Source organism: Streptomyces sp. NEAU-sy36 (assembly GCF_013423905.1).
GTDB lineage: Bacteria > Actinomycetota > Actinomycetes > Streptomycetales > Streptomycetaceae > Streptomyces > Streptomyces misionensis.
On the sequence record NZ_CP058977.1, the window covers coordinates 4,532,464 to 4,555,194 of the forward strand.

A 22,731-nucleotide genomic window follows, 5' to 3' on the forward strand; every position below is an offset into this window, starting at 1 on the left:
GCGACGGTCTTCTTCCCCCCCCCCGGCGCCCTGTCTTGACCTGGAGCGCGCTCCAGCTTCGAGCATGGGCGCATGAACCCCACTCAAGCCACCACTCGACCCCCCGCCCGACCGCAGGTCGTCCTCGGGACGATGGACTTCGGCACCCGCGTGGACCGCGAGCAGGCCTTCGCGGTCCTCGACGCCTTCGTCGACGGCGGCGGAGTCTGGCTGGACACCGCGAACTGCTACGCGTTCTGGGCCGACCCCCGCGGCATCGGCGGCGCGAGCGAGGAGGTCGTCGGCGCGTGGCTCCGGGCCCGGCCGGGAGCGCGTGATGTGGTGCGGATCGCCACGAAGGTCGGGCAGAATCCGCTCGTTCCGCACTCCTGGCCGGACAGCGCCGAAGGGCTGTCCGCCCGCGCCGTCCAGGCCGGGGTCGAGGAGAGCCTGCTGCGGCTGGGGACCGATCACGTCGATCTGCTCTGGGCCCACGCGGAGGACCGTGCCGTGCCGCTGGAGGAGACGGTCGGTGCCTTCGGTGAGCTGGTCGCGAAGGGCGTTGCCCTGCGGGTCGGGGCGGCGAACCATCCTGCCTGGCGCGTCGCGCGTGCCCGGTCGCTCGCCCGGGAGCAGGGCGTGGAACCGTGGACGGCGCTGCAACTGCGCCACTCGCTCGTGCAGCCGCGCCCGTTCACCCCGGTCGCGGAGGCCGGCCACCGCATGCTGACCGCCGAGGACCTGGACCTGGCGCGGTCGGAGGGTCTGGGCGTCTGGTCGTACAGCTCGCTGATGTGGGGATCGTACGTTCGCCCGGACAGGCCGCTTCCGCGGACCTATGATCACCCGGGGACCGAACGGGTGCTCGCGGTCCTGGGCGACATCGCGGGGGAACTCTCGGTCACCGGGAACCAGGTCGTCCTCGCGTGGCTGATGCGGCAGGGGATCGACCCCATCGTCGGCGCGAGCCGGGCGGAGCAGATCGAGGAGGCGCTCGCCGCATGCCGGGTACGTCTCGACGAGGAGCACCTGGTGCGCTTCGCCGGAGCGCGGTAGTGACGGTTCACCCGGGAGACCGTATGACGACCTTCTCGCCGGCGGCGGCCGCCGACCGCACCGGCGTGTCCATCGACACGCTGCGCTATTACGAGCGCGAAGGGCTCATCGGACCGATCCGGCGTTCCCCGGGCGGGCGCCGGGAGTACACCGAGGACGACATCTTCTGGATCGGCCTGGTCACCTGCTTCCGCGAGGCGGGCCTCGGCATCGCGGACCTGCGGGAGTTCGTCGCCATCCTGCGCGCCGAGCACTCCGCTCGGGACCGGGTCGCCTTCCTCCGTGAGCGCCGTGCCGCACTGGAGCACCGGGTGGCGGCGCTCCGCCGGGCGATGGAGGTCCTCGACGACAAGATCTCCTACTACGCCGCGGAGTCCTGAGGCGGCCCCGGTTGCCTCCCGACACCCGCCGGCGCTCCTTCTCAGGGGCCGCCGGCGGGGTGTCGGGAGGCCGGGCCGGGGCTCAGGCCGTAGGCGCGGCGGTGTGGTCGCGCATGTCGATCGTGCCGTCGGCCGCCTCGACGACCACCGGGTCATGGGTGGCGACGACGGTGATGCAGCCGTGCTCGTGTGTGGTGCGTGCGATGAGTGCGGTCAGGTCGTCGGCGCGGGTCCGGTCGACGGCGGCTGTCGGTTCGTCGACGAGAAGGAGTTCGGGCCGGGTGAGCAGGGCGCGGGCCAGGGCGACGCGTTGGCGTTCGCCGCCGGAGAGCTGGTCGGGCCGGTGGCGGAGCCGGTGTCCGAGGCCGACGTCGGCGAGCAGCTCGCGGGCCCGGGCTCGGACCGCGTGGGGTCCGCGGCCGGCGAGGGAGGCTGCGGCGAGCAGTTGTTCCTCGGCGGTGAGGCCGGTGATGAGGTTGCCGCTCTGGAACATGTAGCCGATGCGGGTGCGGCGGGCGCGGGCGCGTTCGCGGTCGGTGAGGGCGGCCAGGTCGGTGTCGCCGAGCAGGACCCGTCCCTCGTCCGGGCGGAGCAGGGCGCCCGCGACGGCGAGGAGGGTGGACTTTCCGGAGCCGGAGGGGCCGACGAGGGCGGTGAGGACGCCCGGGCGGAAGGTGGCGGTCAGTGCCCGCAGGGCGGTGGTGCGGGATTCGCCGCGGCCGAGGGTGACGGTGATGTCGTCGAGTCGGAGGGTCATCGTGCGGCTCCCAGCATGATCATCGGGTCGACGGTGGTGACGCGGCGCAGGGTGAAGGCGGAGCCCGCGAGTCCGACGAGGGTCACCGCGGCCATGGTGGTGGCGAGGGTGGCGGCGGGGAGGCTGAAGGGCACCTGCTCGCCGACGAACAGGCCGACGGCAAAGGCGAGTACGGCTCCGACGGCCGTTCCGGCGACGACGACCACGGCGGCCTGCGCGAGAGTGTGGCCGAGCAGGCGGCGGCGGGAGGCGCCCATGGCGCGCAGCAGGGCGAGTTCCGGGGTGCGCTGAACCGTCCACACGGCGAAGAAGGCGCCGACGACCAGCGGTGCGATGAGGAAGAGGAACGTCTGGATGGAGGTCATCGTCAGGCGTTCGCCCTCGTAGCCGGGGGCCGCGGCGAACGCGTCACCGAGCGGAACGGTGGCCGTGTGGTGGCGGCGGTCCGCGTCGGCGAGCGTCGCGCCGTCGAAGCCGGCGGGGAGCTTGAGGGCCATCGCGCTGTACTGACGCGGGAGGTCGCCGGGGCGCGCGCCGGTGCCCGGTGTGGTGAAGCGGATGCGGCGCCAGGTGTCGGCGGTGACGTAGGCGGCGGGGACGTGCCCGTAGGAGGAGCGACCGGTGGTGCCGACGACCTTCAGCCGGATGCCGAGCCGGTCGATGGCGAGGGTGTCGCCGATGCGGACGCCGTCGCCGACGAGTTGGCGGGAGACCACGATCCCCTGGGGCGCGCTCGCGGCGAGGGGCTTGCCGTCGTCGGCCCCGGGGTCGGTGAAGGCGCCGGGTTCCACACCGAACGCGGCGAGGTCGACCTCGACGTGCCGGTCGGTGGTCCCGCGGGTGATGGCGACGCCGAGCGGGGTGGCCGAGACGCCGGCTTCCCGCCGCCAGCCGCCGACGGTCCGCTCGTCGATCAGACCCCGGGCGAACTGGTCGGAGCCCGAGCCGGCGGCGAAGGCGATGTGGGTGGCGGGCAGTCTGCGCAGGGCGGAGACGGTGTCGTCACCGAGGCCGGTGGTGAACCCGGAGACGATGCCGACGAGCGCGGCGACGAGGACGACGACGCTGCCCATCAGCAGGAAGCGGCCGCGGGCCGCCTTGAGTTCCAGCAGGGCGAGGAACACGGTGTTCCTTCCAAGGATAGGGACAGGGCGTCCCTAAGATAGAAGATGGGGACGCCCCGTCCCCAAGTGGGGGTCCTAAACTGACCGTGTGCCCAAGATCCACGCCGCGTCGGTCGCCGATCACCGCGCCCAGCAGCGGGCCGCCCTGCTCGAAGCGGCACGGGAACTGCTCGCCGAGGGCGGCGCCTCCGAGGTGACGTTCGCCGCGGTCGCCCGCCGCACCGGGCTGGCCCGCAACAGCGTCTACAAGTACTTCGCCGACCGCAGGCAGCTGCTGACCGAGGTGGTCCGGGAGGCCGCTCCGCGCTGGACCGAGCGCATCCGCGCCGCCCTCGCCGCCGCCGGCGACTCGCCCCGCGACCGGGTGGCCGCGTACGTCACCGCGCAACTGGAGATGGTCCGCGACGGCGAGCACCGCATCGCCCGGGCCGACGCCGACGCGCAGGACGCCGCGGCGCTGCGCGCGGGCGCGGACGCGGCACACCGGGCCCTGCTCGACCCTCTCGTGGGCGCACTGGCGGACCTCGGTGACGACGCCCCGCTGCGGACGGCACGGCTGCTGCAGGGGTTCGTCAACGCCGCGACCACGGCGCTGGAGGCGGGCGACGACTACGACGCCGTGGCGGACAAGGCCGTACGACTGGCCGTCGCGGCCCTCGGCGGTCTCACCGCCGAACCGTCGTCCCCGGTGCATACGTAGCGGCCCGGCGCGAACGAGACGGTCTGCCGCGGCCACTCGACTCGTCCGGGGCCTTGCTGTCAAAGTGATCAAGGCCGTGGACGAGCCGAGACCCGACATCGAGGGGGACGACATGCGATTCACCGATGGCCCGAGCGTGCACTGTGACGTTCACGTCCAGGCGGACGTGTGGCGGGTATGGGAGCTGGTGACCGACATCCGGCTGCCCGCCCGGCTCAGCCCGGAGTTGCAGCGCGTCGCCTGGCTCGACGGCGCGGACCGCCCCGTGGTCGGCGCCCGCTTCGAGGGGTACAACCACCACGAGCGGCTCGGCGAGTGGCGGACCGTCTCCCATGTCGTCGAGCTGGCCGAGCCGAGGGTGTTCGCCTGGGCCGTCACGGACCCGGACGGCCGTTACGGAGAACCGGCGCCCGATCCGGCACGGGCCATGGCGACTTGGCGCTGCGAGCTCCAGGCCGAGAACGGCGGCACCCTGCTGCGGCAGTCCGTGCTGATCGGGCCCGGCCGCAGCGGAGTCACGATGGCGCTCGAACGCCGGCCCGACCGCGAGGAGGAGATCCTCGCCTTCCGGTCGAAGGAACTGCTCGCCGGAATGGAGGCGACTCTTCAGGGCATCAAGGCCCTTGCCGAGCAAGGCGGTTGAGCCCGCAGGTAGGGCCCTTCGCCCGCAGGTTCCGCTTCCCGTGGGCGGTCAGGGGGTGCTCACGGTTGTCGTCACCCGTACCAGGCTGGGCCTGCGGGGTGTGGAGCCGAAGCCGAACCGAACCGGTGGACGCACCGCCGTGAGGGCACCGAGGCTCCGTCCCCGCACTACGGCGGTCATCCCGGTGATCCGGTGCAGGTCGTGGGCGCCGTACCACTCGTGGCGCCCGCCGCCGGCCGTGCCCCGGGTGCGCACGCCCAGCAGCAGACGGGCCGGCGGGTCCGTCACCGCGGTCCACCCGGGGCTGCCGGACAGCGCCGCGGGTACCGCACGCAGCAGCAGCCCCGCGGTTCCGCGCCGGCCGACCGTGAACCGCAGATCGAGCAGCGCTCCCGCGGTGACGGCCCAGACGTCGCCGGTGACGCGGACCCGTACGGGTTCGATGCGCACCTCGTCGAAGGCGTAGGTACCGGCGATGAACTCGGCCGTCCGCCGGGTCGGGGCCAGCAGCAGGCGGTGCCCGTCGGGCCGTTCGAGCATCACGTCGCTGAACGGCCCGAAGGGCGAGCGCCGCCAGTGGCCCACGACCAGCCGGGTCCCGGACGCCGTACCGAGGCCGGCGATCCAGCCCTCGAAGCGCATCCGGACCGGCCGCCGGGCCCGCGTGCCCTCACCGGGGGTCCGCATCATCCACCCGCGTCCTCGGGAGCGACCCGGCCCCACGCCGCGTCGCTTCACCGTCTCCCCTTCCGCCGCACCGGTCGCGAAGGCGCGAAGCGCACCGTGCGGACCCCGTCCGAGAAGTGCGCCAGCGGCTCCTCGGCGGGCGGGGGCAGCCCGGCCGCCCTCGTCAGCGTCTCGTCGAGGCCCTCGACGTGCGCCGCGCGCAGCGGCCAGGGCTCGTGCTCGACGGGCGTCTCCCAGAGCAGGCCGAACCCGTGGGTGAAGGCCCGCCAGCGCGAGGTCAGCCACACGTCCCGGCGGGTCGGCCGGAGTGGCTCGCCCGGCCGGACGGTCAGGCGGTACGACGGCCCGCCACGCCCCCGGACGCCGGCATAGGTCAGGGCGTCGCCGTCGCGGGACAGCCCCAGGTGCCCGAGGCGGTACGGCGCGCCGATCACGCGGGCCGCCAGCATCACGGGGGACGCCACTTCGAGGGACAGGAACCACAGGCCGTCCCTGCCGTCCCGGCCACGCGCGTAGGTGCGCAGATTGGTCTCCGCGAAGGGAGGCACGGCGAGCGGGGACCCCGGCACCCGTACGCCCGCCATCACGAACGGCGTCAGGCTCACCCAGGCCCGCCCGTCGCAGGTGTCCGCGGTCAGCCCGTCCGGAAGCAGGCGCTGCACCTGCTCAGCGGGGTAGGACCAGTGCACGAACGTCTGCGTCAGCCATTCGGCGCGCAACGCCGGCAGCCGTACGCGCTGCTCCGCTCCGTAGGACGCCACGGATCCCGACTTTCCCGCAGCCACCCCGTGAAACCGAACGAAGGGGCCTGCCGGCCCGCGGCGGCACACGCGCGGCGCGTGCCGGACGCTCCGCGCCGACCGTGGGGGCCGTGTCGCGTCAGCGGTATCACGGGCGATTCCCGTGCCCCGCCCGGAGCGGCCTCATGTGTTCCGTGGCGGTGGTGTCCGCGGCTGACGGTCACGGTGATCCGGCCACCGGTCCGCGGGGGCGTCGAGCGCCTGCCGTCGAGGACGGGAGCGAGCCGCCGCGGTGCGAGGGGACTGCCGTCGTACGTCATGTCACTTCACGGCGGCCTCGCGGTCCGCGCCGAGTACCAGGCGGTGCTGCCGGGGGACGAGGCGCAGCTCGTCGTGACGGCCCCGCCGGTCGCCGCGGCGGAGCCGAAGCAGGTGGGTTCGCACGCGGTGCGTGTTCCGGCCGTCGCTCAGCCGGTCGGCGTGCCCTGGTGGAAGTACAGCCGCCAGCCCGCTTCCGTCAGCCGCCACACCGAGCTTCTCCATGCCCGGCGGCCCTGGTGGTCGGCGAAGTACGTCAGGTGGACGACGCCCGGCGCGAGGACGGCCCCGGACATGTCACTGACCTCGACCGGCGACTGCGGGGACACCGAACCGTCGCTCGTCACGGCGAGGATCGACCGCACGTCCCAGCGGCGTCCGGAAGCCCCGATCTCGGTGAACTCCGGGTCCAGCAGTTCCAGGACCCGGGCCGGAGAGGCGCGCACCTCCGGATCGAGGAGGCGCATCTCGCCGTCGACGGCCGCCCGCACGGCCCGTTCGTCCTCGTTCACCGGTATCGGCTTCCCCTCGGGTGGGCTCGGCCGGTCACGACCGGTGGCCGCAGTGCCGGGCGGCGGTCGTCGCCGCGCGGGCCAGGACGTCGGCGGTCAGCGCGCCCGCCGCCACCGCGTGGGCGGCGGTGCTGGGCAGGCAGCGCTCGTGTTCGGGGTCGTACTCGGTCATGATGACGCCCGCGTGGTCGGTCGGGACCTCGGCGAGGGATGCCGGCCAGCCCTGTTCCCCGAGCGCCGTGTGCAGTTCGCGGGAACGTGCGACGTCGACCACGGGGTCGGCGGTGCCGTGCACCAGCCACACCGGTATCGGTGGGGGCGGGCCGCCGTCCCGGCGCAGGTCGTCCAGCGGAACGGTTCCGGTGCTGGGGGCGGCCGACGCGTAGGCGCCCGCGATTCCCACGACGGCCTGCGGTCGTCAGTCGCCGAATGCCGTGGGGTTCAGTGCGACGCCCACCGCGGCCTTGCCGCCGCGCGACCAGCCGGCGAGTGCCACCCGCCCGGGGTCTCCGCCGAGGCCGGCCGCGCGCTGCCGGACGAAGGCGGCGGACTCCCTCAGGTGCGTACGGCCGCCGTCCGGAGCGTCGGGGCGCCAGTCCGGCACCAGGACGAGTACGCCCACCTCCGCGGCGGCGCGGGCGACCGGCGCGAGGACGTCCCGTTCGTCGGGGCCCCGGCCGTGCCAGAGCAGCACCACGGGCGCGGGTCCCGGCGCACCCGTGGGCCGGTAGACGTCCATGAGCTTGCCGCTGGGCCCGTACCGGAGCCCCGCCGTGACGACGACTTCCGTGGCCACCGTCCGTCCCCCCTGACTGGTCGCATCGAACGACGTCACGCTATCAACGGAACAGTTGGAGGTCTGCTCGGACCGCCCGAGGGCTTGGCGACGGTCCTGGTCCGCGCTTCGAGAACTCCCCCGGCATCGGCCATCAGTTCTCGGCAGCGCTCCTGTCGTCGGCTTGGCGCGCTGCCTGTTCCAGGCGGTTGCGGTAGGACTCCCACCATGCCGAGTCGCCCGGTGCCATGCTGTCCCTGTCCCTGCGTTCGCCGACGTCGCCGTCGATGAGTTCACGGACGATGTCGGCGTGTCCGGCGTGGCGGTGTGTCTCGGTGAGCACGCGGACGACGGCGTGGTGCAGTGTCATCTCGTCGCGGCCGGCCGGCCACCAGGGCACCTTGCCGATCGTGTCGAGGGGCAGCGCCTCCAGTGTGGCGTCCGCGTGGGACCACGCGCGGCGGTAGAGGCCGACTATGTACTCACGGGACTCGTCGGCCGTGGCCCACATGTCCGCGTTCGTCTCGGCGTCGTCCCCGACCCAGGGCAGCGGCTCCTCGGAGGGCCGACCGAACGTGGCGCCGAGGTAGCCCAGTTCCACACCGGCGACATGCTTCACCAGGCCCAGCAGGTTGGTGCCGGTCGGCGTCAGCGGGCGGCGGATGTCGTACTCCGAGAGCCCTTCGAGCTTCCACAGCAAGGCATCCCGGGCGGTCTGCAGGTAGCGGTGAAGGTCGGCCCTGGCATCTGATGAGGTGGTCATGGGGTCACTTTGCCGCTTCCGCCGCCGTCTTCGGGGGGTTTCCGGCCCGGTGCCGGAAGTTCGGCACCGGGCCCGGGCGGGACGCTCGTCAGGCGGACGGGTTCACGACCACCTCGGCGGAGTTGTTCTCGGTGTCCGGATCGAAGGCGAAGGACGTGCCGTAGTCGGGCCGGGCGACGACGCGGCCCGTGGCGTCGGGGACGACCCGGTCGATGCGCAGCTGGAACGGGAAGCCGACCCGCAGGTCCGGCTTGGCCCACATCGGCAGTGTGCAGGCGTAGTGGCCGATGGCCGGGTCGTCGCCCGACTTCCAGGCGTTGCGGCAGGTGTCGGGCACGGATGTGGCGGTGGTGCCCTCCGGCAGGTAGAAGTCGAGCACGGCCACCGGGTCGCCGGAGCCGACGTTGCCGACCCAGGCCGGGCCCCGGTTGTCGAAGCGGAAGACGGCGGTGACGGTGTCGCCGGCCGCGCCGCTCACCTCGGTGCCGTGCACGGCGAAGTCGGCGGTGTTGTCGGCGTCGACGTGCAGGGAGCGGCCGTTGTCCGAACCGTCGAGGTCGGTGGCGCCGGCGCCCGGCTCGACCTCGTAGTCGAACCGCTCGTACAGCGCGTGGTCGGTGACGGCGAGCCGCAGCGGCTCCGGCGGTTCCACGGTGGCGCCGGGCGCGACCTCGGCGTCGAACGAGCAGGTCACATACGTCATCGACGTGTACGCGCTGACCTCGTCCGGGCCCGTGTACGTGCACTGCGGGTAGCGGGTGACGACATCGAGGCCGTACGTCGCCCACATCCGCACGCTGAAGCCGTGGGCGGTCTCGTTGCCCGTGTTGGTGACGGAGAACGGCACGGTGAGGCTCGTTCCGGGCTCGATCCCGGAGGCGTCCTGCGGGGTGCTCACACCGAGGTCCGGGCCGGAGCCGACGGTCACGGAGGTCTCCGCCGAGTACTCCGGGGCGATGAGTTTCCCGTCGGGCCCGCCGGTCGCCTCCGCCGAGTACTCGATCGCCCCCTGCGCGCCGACGGCGGCGCCCGCTGCGGCCCGCACCTTCAGCTGGACCTGCGGCGTGTACCGGGTCGGCACGTCCCCGGTGTCGCACACCGCGACCGAACCGGCGTCGTCCGGCGTGCAGTTGTCGGGCCAGACCACCTCGGCGACCCCGGCGAGTCCGGAGACGTCGACGGTCAGCCGGCCGTCTGTCACCGAGAAGTCGCCATTGTCGTGGTAGAGGCCGAGCGCCAGCGAGCGGTACTGGGCCGAGCCGTCCGCCGGAGCGACGGTGACCGCCTGCTCGTACGGCGCCTGTATCCACAACTGGTCGGTCTGCGCCTCGTCGGCGTAGGCCGTCCCCGTGCCGAGACCGGCGACGACCAACGCCCCCACGGCCGCGGCGCAGGCCCCGCGGCGCAGTGCGCGCGTGGCGGAGACAGAACTCATGACATCTCCCGATGAGTCGGACAACAGCCCGATGTAATGATCAGAATCGGGCGGCGAGTTGGACGACCTGGGAAGATGAAAGGTTGTAGACAGCCGGCACGGCGCGCGCCCTGTCCCACCGCCGCGTCGCGGAGGGACCCGCACTGTTCCGCCTGCGGCGGAACAGCGGACCGACCGCACTCGCCGCTCACTACAGTCCGGTCGTATGACGACGATTGCCACCCGCACGGTCGAGTACCCGGCCGACGGTCTGACGATGATCGGGCACCTCGCACTCCCGGCCGGAGCCGATCGCCGGCCCGCGGTGCTGCTCGGTCCGGAGGGCATGGGACTCAGCGACGTCGAGCGCCGCCGGGCCGATGCTCTCGCGGAGCTGGGATACGTGGCGCTGGCCTTCGACCTTCACGGCGGGCGCTATCTGGGTGATCCGGAGGAGATGCTGGCCCGTTGCATGCCGCTGCTCGCCGACCCCGACCGGATGCGGGGCATCGGTCATGCGGCGCTCGACGTGTTGCGCGCCGAGCCGCGGACCGACCCCGACCGGATCGCCGCCGTCGGCTACGGCACCGGGGGCGCCGTCGGGCTGGAACTCGGGCGCGACGGCGTCGACCTGCGTGCGATCGGGACAGTCAACGCGCTGACCACGGGCCGACCGGGCGAGGCGGCGCGCATTCGCTGCCCGGTGTGGGCCGGCGTCGGGTCGGAGGACCCGATCATGGGGCCCGCGCAACGGGAAGCGTTCACCGCCGAGATGCAGGCCGCGGGTGTCGACTGGCGCCTCGTGGTCTACGGCGGCGCCTTGCACGCCTTCCACCATCCGCCGGTCGACCACCCCACGGTCCCCGGCGTCGGCTACCACCCACGGCACGCCCAGCGAGCCTGGCACGACGTCGTCGATCTGCTCACCGAGTGCCTGACCGTAACGGAGTGACCTGGCCGGCGACCGCGATTCCGGGCCGCGGACCATGCCTGTCGACCGTCAGGCGGTGTTGCCCGAAGCTGGGACCGTGGACCGGCATGGCGTCCGCGCGCCGCGCGTGCGGCCAGTTCGGTGGCTCAGTGCTGGACCGGCGGGCAGTAGCCGGTCTGCTCGCCGATGCTGTTGATCTCGGCGTTGGAGCGCGGGTCACCGGCGTAGTTGATCTGGTTCGTGCAGCTCACCCCGGGCTTCTTCGGCGTGCCGGCGGGCTTGCTGCCCTTCTCCGGTGCCGGGCAGTAACCCGTCTGTTCGCCCACCGAGTTGATCTCCGCGTTGGACCGCGGGTCGCCCGCGTAGTCGATCTGGTTGGTGCAGCTGACACCGGGCTTCTTCGGCGTGCCGGCGGGCTTGCTGCCCTTCTCCGGTGCCGGGCAGTGGCCCGTCTGCTCGCCGATGCTGTTGATCTCCGCGTTGGACCGCGGGTCACCGGCGTAGTCGATCTGGTTGGTGCAGCTGACGCCGGACTTCTTCGCGCTGCCCGAACTCGTGGTCGTGGCCGAGCCCGCGCCGGTCTTGCCGGCCGGGGAGCCGGGCTGTGCGCTGCTCGTGGAACCGGCCGACGAACTGGCCGTCACGGAAGGGCTGGAGGAGGACGAGGCGCCGTCCGAGCCACTGCCGCTGCCGCTGCAGGCCGTGAGCGACAGACCGACGGCCACACCGGCGACAGCGAGCATCGAGAACTTCCGAACGCGCATCAGATTCCCCCTCAGGGCGGCTCCCGCTCCTGGTGAGCGGGCCTACTGCCCATCCAGACAGGGAGATCGGCGGCCCAGTTGCACCTCGGAGTTCGCTGAGACACACCTGTGACACAGATGGCCGATACACGCACACCGACTGGCGCGAACCGGCCTGGAGCCGGGCCGTGGCGATGCGTGGGGCACGGCCCGGGGCGGGCGGCTCGCGGTCAGGGACGCAGGATCAGCCGGATCGGGTCGCCGGTCTTGTTCTCCAGCCGCTCCACCGCCTCGGCGGCCTGCGCGAGCGGGAGTTCGCCGCTGATCGACCCGGAGAAGTCCAGCCGGCCGCCCTGGAGCAGGGACAGCAACTGCGGCAGCGCGACCGGCATGTCGGAGCCGTAGTGGCCGAGGATCTGCTGCTGGAGGTAGCTGAAGCGGGTGCCGTCGGCGACGGTCAGCGGCTTGTCGGTCAGGCCCACGAGCACCAGCCGCCCCTTGGGCGCGAGCATCTTCAGCGCCTGCTCGCGCACGGCCGGCACACCGGCGAAGTCGAACGCGGCGGCGAGACCCGCGGCGCCGGTCGCCGCGCCGATCCGCTCGCGCAGCGCCGGGTCGGCCGGGTCGAGTGCCAGGTCCGCGCCGTGGACGAGGGCGCGCTCGCGGGCGGTGGGATTGGGGTCGACCGCGATGACGGGGCAGGCGCCCACGGCCCGCAGCAACTGGACGGCGTGGACACCGAGTCCACCGACACCCCAGACACCGACCGCCTCCGCGGGCTTCACGGCACCGGTGACGGTGATGGCGCCCCACGGGGTGGAGACCGCGTCCGGGATGATCGCGCCCTGGTCGAAGGGGATGGCGTCGGGCAGTTCGGTGAGGGCGCCCTCGGCGGAGAGCGCGTACTCGGCCCAGCCGCCGTCGTAGTCCACGCCACGGGTGTAGGTGACACCGTCGCGGATCTCGCCTGCGTACAGCACGACCCGCCGGCCCGGGGTCCAACGGGTGACTCCCGGCCCGGTCTCCGCGATGGTGCCGGACACCTCGTGGCCGAGGGTGACCGTGTCGCCGCGCAGCAGCAGCGGTGTGAGGGTCCCGTCGATCAGATGCACGTCCGACAGGCAGACGCCCGCGGCCTCCACCTTCACCAGGACCTGGCCGGGGCCGGGCACCGGCTTCGCCACCTCCTCGATCCGCAGGGTGCGGCTGGGGATGTGCAGCCGGGCGGCGAGCATCTGCTCCATGACATGGCCTCCTTGACACGGCGGCGACCCGGGGCGCGCGAGACCCCTTAACGCAAGTCACCTTGCGATGAAACGTACGCCCGACCCGGGGGTAAAGCAAGTAGTCTTGCGTTAGGGTTGGGCATGGCCTCCTCCGACCAGCACGCACCGCCCTTGCGCCGCCGAGGGGCCCGCATGCGCTCCGCCGTTCTCGCCGCCACGGTGGACGTCCTGACCGAACACGGGCTCGCCGGCACCACCGTCGGCGCCGTCGCCCGCGCCGCCGGCGTCCACGAGACCTCCGTCTACCGGAGGTGGGGAACCCGGGAGAACCTGATCCTGGAAGCGCTGACCGAGCAGCTCGACGCGGCGATGCCCGTGCCGGACACCGGGCGCGTCCACGACGACCTCGTCGCCTACTTCGGCGCGCTGGCGCGGCTGCTCGCGACGGCGCAGGGCGAGGCGCTGCTCCGGCTGAGCGTCGAGCGCGACGACTCCCTGCCGGACCGCCGCCTCCCCTACTGGACCGAGCGCCTCGAACGCGGCGCCGTCATGGTGCGCCGGGGCATCGAGCGGGGCGAACTGGCCCCGGACGCGGATCCCGGCCTGGTGATCGAGGCCGTCAGCGGCGCCCTGTTCACCCGCGCCCTCATCAGCGGCGCCCCGCTCGACGAGGACTTCGCCGCACGACTCGTCACCCTCGCGCTCACCGGCGCACTCCCCCGACCAGCGGCGGGCCCCTGAACCGGCTTGGCACGCCCTGGACCATGACGCACAGGCATGGGAGTCGGGGGACCGAACCCGTCCGCGATGCGTCCCGCCGCGCATCGGCGGGGCCGGCGGGGAAGGCCGGCCGGCCGCACGGCATCGGCACGGTGCCCACCGGGGTGCTCCCGGTGGGCACCGTGCCGCGTGATGCGGAGAGGGCAGGATTCGAACCTGCGTGGACCCCTGGGGATCCGACCTTGAGGCGTGGCTCGTTGGTCCCCGATCAGCCGCTCCGGGCACCTCTCCTCGCTCCCGACCCCCCTTCTGCCGCCGGGGTCGCTCACGTGAAAGAGAGTGGCACGGGCCCCTGACACGGGGCTGACACGCCGACAACCGCCTGCGGGCCCCGACTCAGCCCGCGTACACACTACCCGCGTTTGCACATATGGCGCGTCCGCAACTATTCTCCGTGTGTGTGCCAGGGGCCCCGACCCCACCGGCACCCAGGCAAGTCGCACATCCGCCCCCAGGGCCCGCGCCACCTCAAGGAGCATCCGCACACATGGCCTCCTCCCCCATCCCCACCGTCACCCTCAACAACGGCGTCGAGATCCCGCAGCTCGGCTTCGGTGTCTTCCAGGTACCCGACGAGCAGACCACCGCCGCCGTGACCTCGGCACTGGAGGCCGGCTACCGCAGCATCGACACCGCCGCGATCTACGGGAACGAGACCGGCGTCGGCCGCGCCCTGGCCGCCGCCGCGCTGCCTCGCGAAGAGCTGTTCGTCACCACCAAGGTGTGGAACGCGGACCAGGGCCACGACGCCACCCTGCGCGCCTTCGACACGAGCCTCGCCAAGCTCGGCCTCGACTACGTCGACCTGTATCTGATCCACTGGCCGACCCCGGCCCGCGACCTGTACCGGGACTCCTGGCGGGCCCTGGAGCGCCTCGCCGCGGAAGGCCGCGTCCGCGCCGCCGGCGTCTCCAACTTCCAGCCCGGCCACTTGGAGCGCCTGCTGGACGGGGCGACGCTGACCCCGGCCGTCAACCAGATCGAGCTGCACCCCGGCCTCCAGCAGCCCGCTCTGCGCGCCTTCCACGCCGAGCACGAGATCGCCACGGAGGCGTGGAGCCCGCTCGCCCAGGGCGCGGTGCTCGACGACCCGGCGATCACCGACATCGCCGCCCGGCACGGCAAGTCCCCCGCTCAGGTCGTCATCCGCTGGCACCTCCAGCTGGGCAACATCGTGATTCCGAAGTCGGTCACCCCGGCCCGCATCCGCGAGAACCTCGACGTCTTCGACTTCGCGCTGTCGGAGCAGGAGATGACGGCGATCGCCGCGCTCGACCGCGACCTGCGCACCGGCCCCCACCCCGACGAGCTCAACTGAGCCGGCGTCCGCCCGGCCGGGTCTGAGCACCCGCCGCCCACCCCCTCGGGGGGCGGCATCCCGCGTCGGCGGGTTCGACTCCCATACCGAGCACGGCTCCTCCCCTCACCGCGAGGGGAGGAGCCGTGCTCGTTTCGGGGCCGTGGAACCCACGGGGACCAACCCCATGACCCCTCCGTGAAAATCGGGTGAAATTTGTGAAATACTCTTACCAGCTTGCTCTAAGTCAGCAACCGCATTCCACTTTCCCCTTCTTTGGCATACCCCACCTATGCCTTACACTAGGAGAATTAAATGAGAATATCGTTTCTTATCCACAATGTGTACGGTTTGGGTGGGACAAATCGGACGACCATCAATCTCGCCGAGGCGCTGGCCGAGCGCCATGAGGTGGAGATCGTCTCGGTCTTCCAGTCCAAGGACGCACCGCTGTTCGCCGTGGACCCGCGGGTCAAGCTGACCAGCCTGATCGACACGCGTGAGGTGCCGGAGAAGGACCGGGCCGTACCGGCCGAGGTCTTCCCGGCGGCCGAGGCCCGTTACCACCAGTACAGCACGATGACCGACGAGCGGGCCGCCGCCCACTTCCGGGAGAACGCCCCCGACGTGCTCATCGGCACCCGCCCCGGGCTGAACGTGTACGCCGCGCGCTTCGCCACCGAACGCACGCTGAGCATCGGCCAGGAGCACATCACGCTCGCCTCGCACCCCGAGGCCCTGCTGCCGGACCTCAAGGAGAACTACGCGCGTCTGAACGCGTTCGTCACCGTCTCCGAGGCCGACGCCGAGAACTACCGGCGCGACATGGCCATCCCGGGCCTGCCGGTCTTCTCCATCCCCAACAGCGTCCCGGCGCCCGCGGTGTCCCCCGCCGACCCCGCCGCCAAGACCATCGTCGCCGCGGGGCGCCTCGCCGTCGTCAAGCGGTACGACCTGCTCGTGCAGGCCTTCGCGAAGGTCGCCGCCAAGCATCCCGACTGGCAGCTGCGGATCTACGGCGACGGCAGCCAGCACGGCAAGCTGCGCGCCCTGATCAACGAGCTCGGCCTGTACAACAGGGTCCATCTGATGGGCCTGGCCTCGCCCATCGAGGCGGAGTGGGTCAAGGGCTCGATCGCCGCGGTGACCTCCGACAGCGAGTCCTTCGGCATGACCATCGTGGAGGCCATGCGCTGCGGCGTCCCCGTCGTGAGCACCGACTGCCCGCTCGGCCCCCGCGAGATCATCCGGGACGGCGAGGACGGCCTGCTGGTCACGCCGGGCGACGTGAACTCCATCGCCGACGGCCTGCTCCGGCTGATCGACGACGACGAGGCGCGGGCCGCGATGGGCGCCGCCGCCCTGCGCAACGCCGCGCGGTTCGACCCCGCGGCGATCGCCATGCGTTACGAGAAGCTGTTCCGCGAACTCGGCGCCCACGACTCCACCGCGGCGCCGGCCCGCCCCTCCCGCTGGAGCCGTCTGCTGCGCCCCCGCGCCAAGCAGGCGGACGCGGCCCGGACGGCCGCCCCCAAGGCTGCACCGAGGATGAGCGGCAGCGTGCACGCCGCCTCGGACGGGTCGCTGCGCGTCGTACCGGCCGCGACCGCCCCGGTCGACCAGGGGGAGCTGCTGCTGATCAGGCGCGGTGGCGAGAACCGTACGACCCTGCGGGTGCCGCTGGTCCCCGACGACCGGGGAGGCGTCAGCGCCGCCATCGAGCCCACCCTGGCATTGGGGAACGCGGTCTGGGACCTGTGGATCGATCCGGCGCACGGCCCGCGCAAGCGCCTGCGCAGCGACCTGCTCGACCTGCGCGGCCTGGTCGGTTTCCAGCCCGACCCGCGGCTGTCCCCGGTGCGGTCCTGGCTCCCCTACACGACGGTGGACGGTTTCGTGGCGCTGACCGCCCGCGAGGCCGAGGTGCACGCGGAGGCCCAGGACATCGACATCGACAACGGCGAGATCCGCGTGGCGGTACGGCTGTTCGGCACCGACGCCGACATCGAGGGGTTCGAACTGCGGCACCGCGGCGACACCGACCTCCCCGTCCTGGAGCCGACCTGGCACCGTGACGAGGACGGGCTGCTGCACGCCACCGTGACGTGTGCGACCGTCGCACGGCTCCACCGCGAGCAGCAGGACCTGTGGGACCTGTCGGTGCGTGTCTCGGGCCGCGCCGAACCGGTGCGCGTCGCCGGCTGGTTCGGCGATGTGCGGGAGCGCAAGAACGTGTACGTGTACCCCGTGACCGTGTTCGAGGACACGCCGCGCGGACGGGCCCGCGTCCGGCCGTACTACGCCGTCGACAACGGCCTGTCCGTCAACGCCGTCGACCTGAAGTAGCGGCACCGGCCGGGTCTCGCGCCGCACGGGTTCCTCGCACCCCTGGAGGTCCGGGGCGATCGTGGGAACCGGCGCGGCGGATGGCGTAATCGCGGGGCGGTGCGGGTGTGCGGGCTGCCGGTCGGCGGGCAGGGATGGTGAGCCCCGTTTCCGGCCACGGCCGCAGCACCCACCACCTCGACGAGGGACGCAGATGCAGATCGATCTCTCCGGCCGTACCGCGCTGGTCACCGGCTCCACGCAGGGCATCGGGCACGCCATCGCCGTCGGACTCGCGCGCGCGGGTGCGCATGTCGTCGTCAACGGTCGCGGCGAGGACCGCGTCGCGGACGCGGTCCGTGACGTGCGGGCCGCCTCCGGCAGCGAGCATGTCACCGGGGCCGCGGGGGACCTCGCGACGGAGCAGGGCACGGCCGCCGTGCTGGAGGCCGTGCCCGCGGTCGACATCCTCGTCAACAATCTCGGCGTCTTCGGTTCCGCGGCTCCACTGGAGATCGACGACGCCGAGTGGCGGCGCTACTTCGAGGTCAACGTCCTGTCCGCCGTACGGCTCATCCGCGCCTGTCTGCCCGGTATGAAGGAGCGGGGCTGGGGCCGGGTCCTCAACCTCGCCAGCGACTCGGCGGTGGTCATCCCCGCCGAGATGATCCATTACGGCATGACGAAGACCTCGCTGCTCGCCGTGGGCCGCGGCTTCGCCAAGGACGCCGCGGGCACCGGAGTCACCGTCAACTCCGTCATCGCCGGACCGACCCGCACGGGCGGCGTGGAGGAGTTCGTCCGCGAACTCGTCGGCGACGAACCGCCCTGGGAGGAGGCGCAGCGCGAGTTCATGGTCAAGTACCGCCCCCAGTCGCTGCTGCAACGCCTCATCGAGCCCGAGGAGATCGCCAACATGGTCGTCTACCTCGCCTCGCCGCTCGCCTCCGCCACCACGGGCGGCGCCCTCCGCGTCGACGGTGGTTACATCGATTCCATCCTCCCCTGAGTCCCGGCCACCCGCTTCGCCCCTACTCCGTGGCCTCCTCGTCGGCCACGGCGCGGCTCGCCAGACGTTCGTAGCGCTGTCTGGCCGCCTGCGGGGTGCCCAGGCCGAGGCCGAAGGCGATCTCCTGCCAGGTCATGCCGCGTCCGCGCGCCATCCGGAGGAGCGAGGTCTCCAGTTCGTCCATTTCCGCCCGGACCAGCGGGACGAGGCTCAGCGCGGCGGTGATGTCGGCCTGGTCCACCTCCGGTTCGCCGTCTTCGGGGTGCGCGGCCCCGCTCAGCAGGAACGACACGAGCCTGACGGCCTCGTGCGGCCCGAGGATTACCGGGTGGATCTGGCGGTGGCGTTGCGCCTCGGTGGCCGCGTGCCGCTCGGCGATGCGCAGCAGCGACGCGTGGACGCGGGCCGCGCGCGCCTGCTCGGGCCGCGGCGGCGCGAAGGGGTCGGTGTGCTGGTCGGAAGGTGACGACATGGCACGAGGATGCGGGGAGGCGTGACATGTTGTCAACAGTCAGTTTTGAACATCTAGTTCAAGCCGGGGCGGTACCAGACTGTTCCCGGCCCTGTGCGCCGGCGAAGAAGGCGGCCGTCTTTTCCAGGCCGTCCTCGCCGAACATGGTGTCCAGGCTGGCCGCGGAGCCTGCGGCGGACGCCTCGCTGCGCGGGAAGAGGGCCTCCTCGTACACCGCGAGGGCGGCCTCGACGTCGCCGGGGTGTGCGGCGATCGCCTGACCGAGTTCCGCGCCGTCGAGCATCGCCAGGTTGGCGCCCTCGCCGGCGAAGGGGGACATCAGGTGCGCGGCGTCGCCCAGCAGGGTGACCCCCGGGACACGGTCCCAGCGGTGCCCGACAGGCAGGGCGTGGATGCGGCGGGGCGTGAGCGTGCCGTCGGCGTCGGCGACGAGGCCGCGCAAGCCCTCGTCCCAGCCCTCGAAGTGGGCGAGGACCGCCGCCTTGGCGGCCGCGGGGTCGCCGAAGTCGATCGTGTCGAGCCAGTCCTCGTCGACCTTGAGCGCGGTGTAGACGTGGAGGCTGCCGTCGGTCTCCCGGTGCGCGAGGAAGCCGCGCCGGTCGCCGAGGCAGATGAAGAACCCGCCGCCGACGACGGCCGCGCTGCGCGGGTGGCGGGCGTCCGCGTCCAGCAGATCGGTCTCCACGAAGGAGATGCCGGTGTAGGCGGGCCGGGCGGCCGAGACCAGCGGCCGGATCCGCGACCAGGCGCCGTCGGCCCCGATCAGCAGATCGGTGGTGATGACGGAACCGTCGGCGAAGGCCACCTCGTGGCGTCCGCCGCCCAGCGGCCGGGCTGCGGACACCTTGCTGTTCCAGCGGATCGTTCCGTCCGGAAGGGAGTTCAGCAGCAGGTCGCGCAGGTCACCGCGGTCCACCTCCGGGCGGCCCCGGTCGGCGTCGTCCACCTCGCGCAGGTGCACGGTGCCGTCGGGGCCGACCAGGCGCATGGCCTGTCCGCCCTCGTGGATGATCTCGCGGAATTCGTCGTGGAGGCCGGCCGCCCGCAGCGCCTTCTGCCCGTCCTCCTCGTGGATGTCGAGCATGCCGCCCTGGGTGCGGACGCCCGCGGAGGCCTCCGCCTCGAAGATCGTGGCGTCGATTCCGTGGACGTGGAGGAGCCGCGCGGCCGTCAGGCCGCCGAGTCCCCCGCCGATGATCGCGACGGGGAAGTGGCTGGTGGTCATCAGGGGCCTCCCGGAGTGGTGTGCGCGGCAGCCATGGCGGAGCCCACGGGAGGCTCCGCCCCCGTGAACTCGCCGACCGAACGCCCTCAACATAACGAACGCGTTCGTTACGAACAAGTTCGGGACGGAGATGCGTGGGGCAAGAGCGGAGGCGGAAGACGGACGACCCCGCCCTCAGGGCTGCAGGAGACGGAAGTGGGCGCGGTCAGTCCGTGCCGGGGACGGGAGTGTGCAGGATGCCGTTGACGAGGACGTCGAAGCCCCAGCGCATGCGGTCCGCCACGGAACCGCCGAGCAGAACGGGCATGTGCGCCGCGATCGCCGGATGAGTGGTCCGGCTCGTGGCGTGCAGTGCGCGGGTCAGGGCGTTCCAGTCGTCCTCGGCCGCGGGGTCGTGCTCCCGCGTCGACTGCTCGGCGGCGGTGGCCGTGGCGTCCTGGAGCAGTTTGTCGACGCCCCAGGCGACCTGCTCGCGGGAAGCGCCGCTGCGGGCGAGCAGGTCGACGATCCGCTCCACCAGGCGCAGGTAGTTCTCGCCGCTGGGACGGGCGACGAGGGCCGACCGGGCGAGCTGAGGGTGCTCGAACAGGACGAGCGTGTAGGACGTCAGCACCGCCAGGAGCTGGTCGCGCCAACCGTCCCCGGCCGCGGCGCCGGCCAGCTCGACCTCCCCCAGCAGCGCGTCCAGCACGGCCGCGTGCAGTTCGGCGGTGTTGGCGACGTAGACGTACAGCGAGGCCGGCCCGGTGTCCAGTTCTTGTGCGAGGCGGCGCATGGTCACCTTCTCCAGCCCCTCGGCACGCATGATCCGCACGGCGGTGTCCACGATCCACTGCCGGGACAGGGCGGGCTTCGCCGGGCGCTCGCGGCGGCTGAGCGGCTCTCTTCTCGCTGTCACACCGCGATCGTAACGAACACGTTCGCCGGGCCCGGTCGCGGTCCGCTCGCGCCGACCGCTCAGCGGCAGGGCATGCTCATGTAGAGGGCCTGTTCGCCCGCCGAGGGGGTACCGTCGTAGAGCGCCGTGTCCAGCCCGCAGAAGGTGAATCCCAGCCGCCGGTTCCAGGCGGCGTAGCCGACGGTGGCGAAGCCCGCCAGGTTGCCGTCCGTGGCGACGGCGACGAAGGTACGGCTGTCCGTGTCCTCCTCGGCCCCGGGGGCGTCGGCGGCTCCTGTCTCCTCGGCCGGGAAGACCTTGCGCAGGGGCGGGTCCACCGGGACCTCACGGAGGGCGAACCCGTTCTCCGTGACGGCCACATGGAAGACGGTGCGGGTGGTGAAGGAGCCGTCGAGCGCCTCGACGGCCGCGGCGTCCTCGGGCCGGGCCGTGCGGAACTCGTACTCCGTGTCACTCATGCTCGTCGCCCGCCCTGTCACCCGGGCCGTCGACGGTCGTCATGGCCCGGGCCGTCGGATCCCAGAGGCCGCCCGCCTCGCCCCGCGCGAGGTGCTCGGCGTAGACGCCGGACTTCCAGGCGATGATGGAGCGGCACTCCTCCAGCGCCTCGATCCGGGCGTCGACGCGCTGCCGGTGGGCGTCGAGGAGGCGCAGGCGTTCGGCCTCGTTGCCCGGGCCCTGGCGCACCAGCTCGGCGAAGCGTCCGAGGTCGGCCAGCGGCATGCCGGACTCGCGGAGCCTGACGCAGATCAGCAGCCAGTCGACGTCGAGACCGGTGTAGCGCCGCCGTCCGCCCGCGGTGCGCCGGACCGGTCCGACGAGCAGGCCCTCGCGCTCGTAGAAGCGCAGTGCGTGGACACTGAGCCCGGTGCGCTCGGCCACCTCGCCGATGCTCAGCCACTCCTCGGTCGCCATGTCCCGCCCCCGTACGACTTGATCTAGACCTCGCTCGAGATCGTAGCGTCGGCCGCATGACCACCACCGAACAGCGGCCGACCGGCTCGCCCTTCTCCGCCCTCAGCACCGCCGAAGACGTCATGGCCGGCCTCGATCTCGCGGGCACCACCGCCGTGGTGACCGGGGGCTACTCGGGGCTCGGGCTGGAGACCACCCGGAGTCTGGCGGCGGCCGGGGCCCGGGTCGTCGTACCGGCACGGCGGCCCGACCTCGCCCGGTCGGCGCTCGCGGACGTGGCGGGTGCCGAGGTCGTCGCCATGGACCTGGCGGACCCGGGCAGCGTGCGGGCGGCAGCCGAGCGGATCAGCGACTTGCTGGACCGGCTCGACGTGCTGATGGCCATCGCCGGTGTGATGGCGACCCCGGAGCGCCGCGTCGGGCCCGGGTGGGAGGGCCAGTTGGCGGTCAACCACCTCGGCCACTTCCTCCTCGTCTGCGAGCTCCACCCCCTTCTGGCCGCCGCCGACGGTGCGCGTGTCGTCGTCAACAGCTCGGCGGGGCACACCCTGACCGGCATCCGCTGGCACGACCCGCACTTCCGCACCGGCTACGACAAGTGGCTGGCGTACGGCCAGGCCAAGACCGCGAACTCCCTGTTCGCCGTCCATCTCGACGCGCTGGGACGGGCGGACGGCGTACGGGCGTTCGCACTCCACCCGGGGAAGATCATCACCGGCCTCCAGCGGGAGATGACGCTCCGGGAACAGATGGACCGCGGCTGGGTGGACGCGGACGGCAAGGTGATCGGCGCCGGTTTCAAGACGCCTTCCCAGGGCGCCGCGACCGGTCTGTGGGCGGCCACGTCCTCCCTCCTCGACGGCCGGGGCGGGCTCTACCTGGAGGACTGCGACATCGCGGTCGTCTCCGCCGCCGACCGCCCGATGGACGACGGCGGAGTGCGCGCGTACGCGGTCGAGCCCGACGCGGCCGCCCGGCTCTGGGACCTGTCCCTGGCGGCGACCGGCGCCCGCCCCGTCCCCGGGTGACCGGGCCGGGCCGCAGGCCCGTGTCCGGCACCCG

General features: G+C 72.7%; 27 protein-coding genes and 1 pseudogene. 10 read left to right on the forward strand and 18 right to left on the reverse strand.

Annotation, left to right across the window (positions count from 1 at the left end; genetic code table 11):
* Positions 1 to 72: 72 nt before the first annotated feature.
* Together HZZ00_RS20575 and HZZ00_RS20580 are read left to right on the forward strand one after the other, a co-directional pair.
* Positions 73 to 1,035, forward strand: a complete 963-nt coding sequence (locus tag HZZ00_RS20575; protein WP_257584930.1) for an aldo/keto reductase — start codon at positions 73 to 75, stop codon at positions 1,033 to 1,035.
* Between the two features lie 23 nt (positions 1,036 to 1,058).
* Entirely contained in the window at positions 1,059 to 1,415 is a 357-nt protein-coding gene (locus tag HZZ00_RS20580) for a MerR family transcriptional regulator (protein WP_180327810.1), read from the forward strand.
* 82 nt (positions 1,416 to 1,497) lie between these two features.
* On the opposite strand, the gene HZZ00_RS20585 is transcribed toward HZZ00_RS20580, so the two are convergent.
* Positions 1,498 to 2,172, reverse strand: a complete 675-nt coding sequence (locus HZZ00_RS20585; protein WP_180327811.1) for an ABC transporter ATP-binding protein — start codon at positions 2,170 to 2,172, stop codon at positions 1,498 to 1,500.
* A complete protein-coding gene (locus tag HZZ00_RS20590; protein ID WP_180327812.1) occupies positions 2,169 to 3,296 on the reverse strand; it encodes an FtsX-like permease family protein in 1,128 nt (375 codons plus the stop codon). The genes HZZ00_RS20585 and HZZ00_RS20590 overlap by 4 nt, the downstream gene beginning before the upstream one ends.
* An 88-nt stretch (positions 3,297 to 3,384) precedes the next feature.
* On the opposite strand from HZZ00_RS20590, the gene HZZ00_RS20595 reads away from it, so the two are divergent.
* Positions 3,385 to 3,996 carry a TetR/AcrR family transcriptional regulator gene (locus HZZ00_RS20595; protein WP_180327813.1) on the forward strand — a complete coding sequence of 204 codons (612 nt, stop codon included), beginning with the start codon at positions 3,385 to 3,387 and terminating at the stop codon, positions 3,994 to 3,996.
* A 112-nt stretch (positions 3,997 to 4,108) separates the two neighbouring features.
* Entirely contained in the window at positions 4,109 to 4,639 is a 531-nt protein-coding gene (locus tag HZZ00_RS20600) for an SRPBCC family protein (RefSeq protein ID WP_180327814.1), read from the forward strand.
* Positions 4,640 to 4,687: 48 nt separating this feature from the next.
* On the opposite strand, the gene HZZ00_RS20605 is transcribed toward HZZ00_RS20600, so the two are convergent.
* From HZZ00_RS20605 to HZZ00_RS20630, 8 genes are all read right to left on the reverse strand, one after another.
* On the reverse strand, positions 4,688 to 5,329 hold the full coding sequence (locus HZZ00_RS20605) for a hypothetical protein (RefSeq protein WP_257584933.1): 642 nt from the start codon (positions 5,327 to 5,329) through the stop codon (positions 4,688 to 4,690).
* Between the two features lie 44 nt (positions 5,330 to 5,373).
* Complete coding sequence (locus tag HZZ00_RS20610) at positions 5,374 to 6,087, reverse strand: YqjF family protein (RefSeq protein WP_180327815.1); 714 nt, start codon at positions 6,085 to 6,087, stop codon at positions 5,374 to 5,376.
* Between the two features lie 300 nt (positions 6,088 to 6,387).
* On the reverse strand, positions 6,388 to 6,510 hold the full coding sequence (locus HZZ00_RS38670) for a hypothetical protein (RefSeq protein ID WP_257584935.1): 123 nt from the start codon (positions 6,508 to 6,510) through the stop codon (positions 6,388 to 6,390).
* Positions 6,511 to 6,533: 23 nt separating this feature from the next.
* The gene (locus tag HZZ00_RS20615; RefSeq protein ID WP_180333632.1) at positions 6,534 to 6,851 is read right to left on the reverse strand and encodes a DUF4440 domain-containing protein; all 318 of its coding nucleotides are present in this window, start codon (positions 6,849 to 6,851) and stop codon (positions 6,534 to 6,536) included.
* A 79-nt stretch (positions 6,852 to 6,930) separates the two neighbouring features.
* Entirely contained in the window at positions 6,931 to 7,299 is a 369-nt protein-coding gene (locus HZZ00_RS38675; RefSeq protein ID WP_257584936.1) for a hypothetical protein, read from the reverse strand.
* A gap of 15 nt (positions 7,300 to 7,314) precedes the next feature.
* Positions 7,315 to 7,692 (reverse strand): alpha/beta hydrolase, encoded by a 378-nt coding sequence (locus HZZ00_RS38680; protein WP_257584937.1) that lies wholly within the window; start codon positions 7,690 to 7,692, stop codon positions 7,315 to 7,317.
* Positions 7,693 to 7,825: 133 nt separating this feature from the next.
* Complete coding sequence (locus tag HZZ00_RS20625) at positions 7,826 to 8,434, reverse strand: DinB family protein (protein ID WP_180327816.1); 609 nt, start codon at positions 8,432 to 8,434, stop codon at positions 7,826 to 7,828.
* Positions 8,435 to 8,522: 88 nt separating this feature from the next.
* Complete coding sequence (locus HZZ00_RS20630) at positions 8,523 to 9,869, reverse strand: hypothetical protein (RefSeq protein ID WP_180327817.1); 1,347 nt, start codon at positions 9,867 to 9,869, stop codon at positions 8,523 to 8,525.
* Between the two features lie 205 nt (positions 9,870 to 10,074).
* Between HZZ00_RS20630 and HZZ00_RS20635 the strand changes: the two genes are divergently transcribed.
* Complete coding sequence (locus HZZ00_RS20635) at positions 10,075 to 10,800, forward strand: dienelactone hydrolase family protein (RefSeq protein ID WP_180327818.1); 726 nt, start codon at positions 10,075 to 10,077, stop codon at positions 10,798 to 10,800.
* A gap of 125 nt (positions 10,801 to 10,925) precedes the next feature.
* On the opposite strand, the gene HZZ00_RS20640 is transcribed toward HZZ00_RS20635, so the two are convergent.
* Positions 10,926 to 11,543: a hypothetical protein gene (locus HZZ00_RS20640; RefSeq protein WP_180327819.1), complete on the reverse strand. Its 618-nt coding sequence runs from the start codon at positions 11,541 to 11,543 to the stop codon at positions 10,926 to 10,928.
* Between the two features lie 209 nt (positions 11,544 to 11,752).
* Entirely contained in the window at positions 11,753 to 12,766 is a 1,014-nt protein-coding gene (locus HZZ00_RS20645) for a zinc-binding dehydrogenase (protein WP_180327820.1), read from the reverse strand.
* Positions 12,767 to 12,940: 174 nt separating this feature from the next.
* On the opposite strand from HZZ00_RS20645, the gene HZZ00_RS20650 reads away from it, so the two are divergent.
* Entirely contained in the window at positions 12,941 to 13,489 is a 549-nt protein-coding gene (locus tag HZZ00_RS20650; RefSeq protein WP_257584941.1) for a TetR/AcrR family transcriptional regulator, read from the forward strand.
* Positions 13,490 to 13,663: 174 nt separating this feature from the next.
* On the opposite strand, the pseudogene HZZ00_RS20655 reads toward HZZ00_RS20650, so the two are convergent.
* Positions 13,664 to 13,759: pseudogene (locus HZZ00_RS20655) on the reverse strand.
* A 256-nt stretch (positions 13,760 to 14,015) separates the two neighbouring features.
* On the opposite strand from HZZ00_RS20655, the gene HZZ00_RS20660 reads away from it, so the two are divergent.
* The 3 genes from HZZ00_RS20660 (at position 14,016) to HZZ00_RS20670 (ending at position 18,159) form a co-directional block, all read left to right on the forward strand.
* Positions 14,016 to 14,846, forward strand: a complete 831-nt coding sequence (locus HZZ00_RS20660; RefSeq protein ID WP_180327822.1) for an aldo/keto reductase — start codon at positions 14,016 to 14,018, stop codon at positions 14,844 to 14,846.
* A 321-nt stretch (positions 14,847 to 15,167) separates the two neighbouring features.
* A complete protein-coding gene (locus tag HZZ00_RS20665) occupies positions 15,168 to 17,171 on the forward strand; it encodes a glycosyltransferase family 4 protein (protein WP_257584943.1) in 2,004 nt (667 codons plus the stop codon).
* Between the two features lie 193 nt (positions 17,172 to 17,364).
* Entirely contained in the window at positions 17,365 to 18,159 is a 795-nt protein-coding gene (locus HZZ00_RS20670) for an SDR family NAD(P)-dependent oxidoreductase (protein ID WP_180327824.1), read from the forward strand.
* A gap of 22 nt (positions 18,160 to 18,181) precedes the next feature.
* Here HZZ00_RS20670 and HZZ00_RS20675 read toward each other — a convergent pair whose 3' ends face one another.
* The 5 genes from HZZ00_RS20675 to HZZ00_RS20695 all read right to left on the reverse strand — a co-directional run bounded on the left by HZZ00_RS20675 (position 18,182) and on the right by HZZ00_RS20695 (position 21,669).
* Positions 18,182 to 18,631 carry a DNA-binding protein gene (locus tag HZZ00_RS20675; RefSeq protein ID WP_180327825.1) on the reverse strand — a complete coding sequence of 150 codons (450 nt, stop codon included), beginning with the start codon at positions 18,629 to 18,631 and terminating at the stop codon, positions 18,182 to 18,184.
* A 58-nt stretch (positions 18,632 to 18,689) separates the two neighbouring features.
* Positions 18,690 to 19,856 carry an NAD(P)/FAD-dependent oxidoreductase gene (locus HZZ00_RS20680; RefSeq protein ID WP_180327826.1) on the reverse strand — a complete coding sequence of 389 codons (1,167 nt, stop codon included), beginning with the start codon at positions 19,854 to 19,856 and terminating at the stop codon, positions 18,690 to 18,692.
* A 205-nt stretch (positions 19,857 to 20,061) separates the two neighbouring features.
* On the reverse strand, positions 20,062 to 20,754 hold the full coding sequence (locus tag HZZ00_RS20685; RefSeq protein ID WP_180327827.1) for a TetR/AcrR family transcriptional regulator: 693 nt from the start codon (positions 20,752 to 20,754) through the stop codon (positions 20,062 to 20,064).
* Between the two features lie 59 nt (positions 20,755 to 20,813).
* Positions 20,814 to 21,212, reverse strand: coding sequence for a hypothetical protein (locus tag HZZ00_RS20690; RefSeq protein ID WP_180327828.1), 399 nt, complete (start codon positions 21,210 to 21,212; stop codon positions 20,814 to 20,816).
* A complete protein-coding gene (locus HZZ00_RS20695; RefSeq protein ID WP_180327829.1) occupies positions 21,205 to 21,669 on the reverse strand; it encodes a MerR family transcriptional regulator in 465 nt (154 codons plus the stop codon). The genes HZZ00_RS20690 and HZZ00_RS20695 overlap by 8 nt, the downstream gene beginning before the upstream one ends.
* Positions 21,670 to 21,725: 56 nt before the next feature.
* Here HZZ00_RS20695 and HZZ00_RS20700 point away from each other — a divergent pair, with 56 nt between their 5' ends.
* Positions 21,726 to 22,697 carry an SDR family NAD(P)-dependent oxidoreductase gene (locus tag HZZ00_RS20700; RefSeq protein WP_180327830.1) on the forward strand — a complete coding sequence of 324 codons (972 nt, stop codon included), beginning with the start codon at positions 21,726 to 21,728 and terminating at the stop codon, positions 22,695 to 22,697.
* Positions 22,698 to 22,731 lie beyond the last annotated feature (34 nt).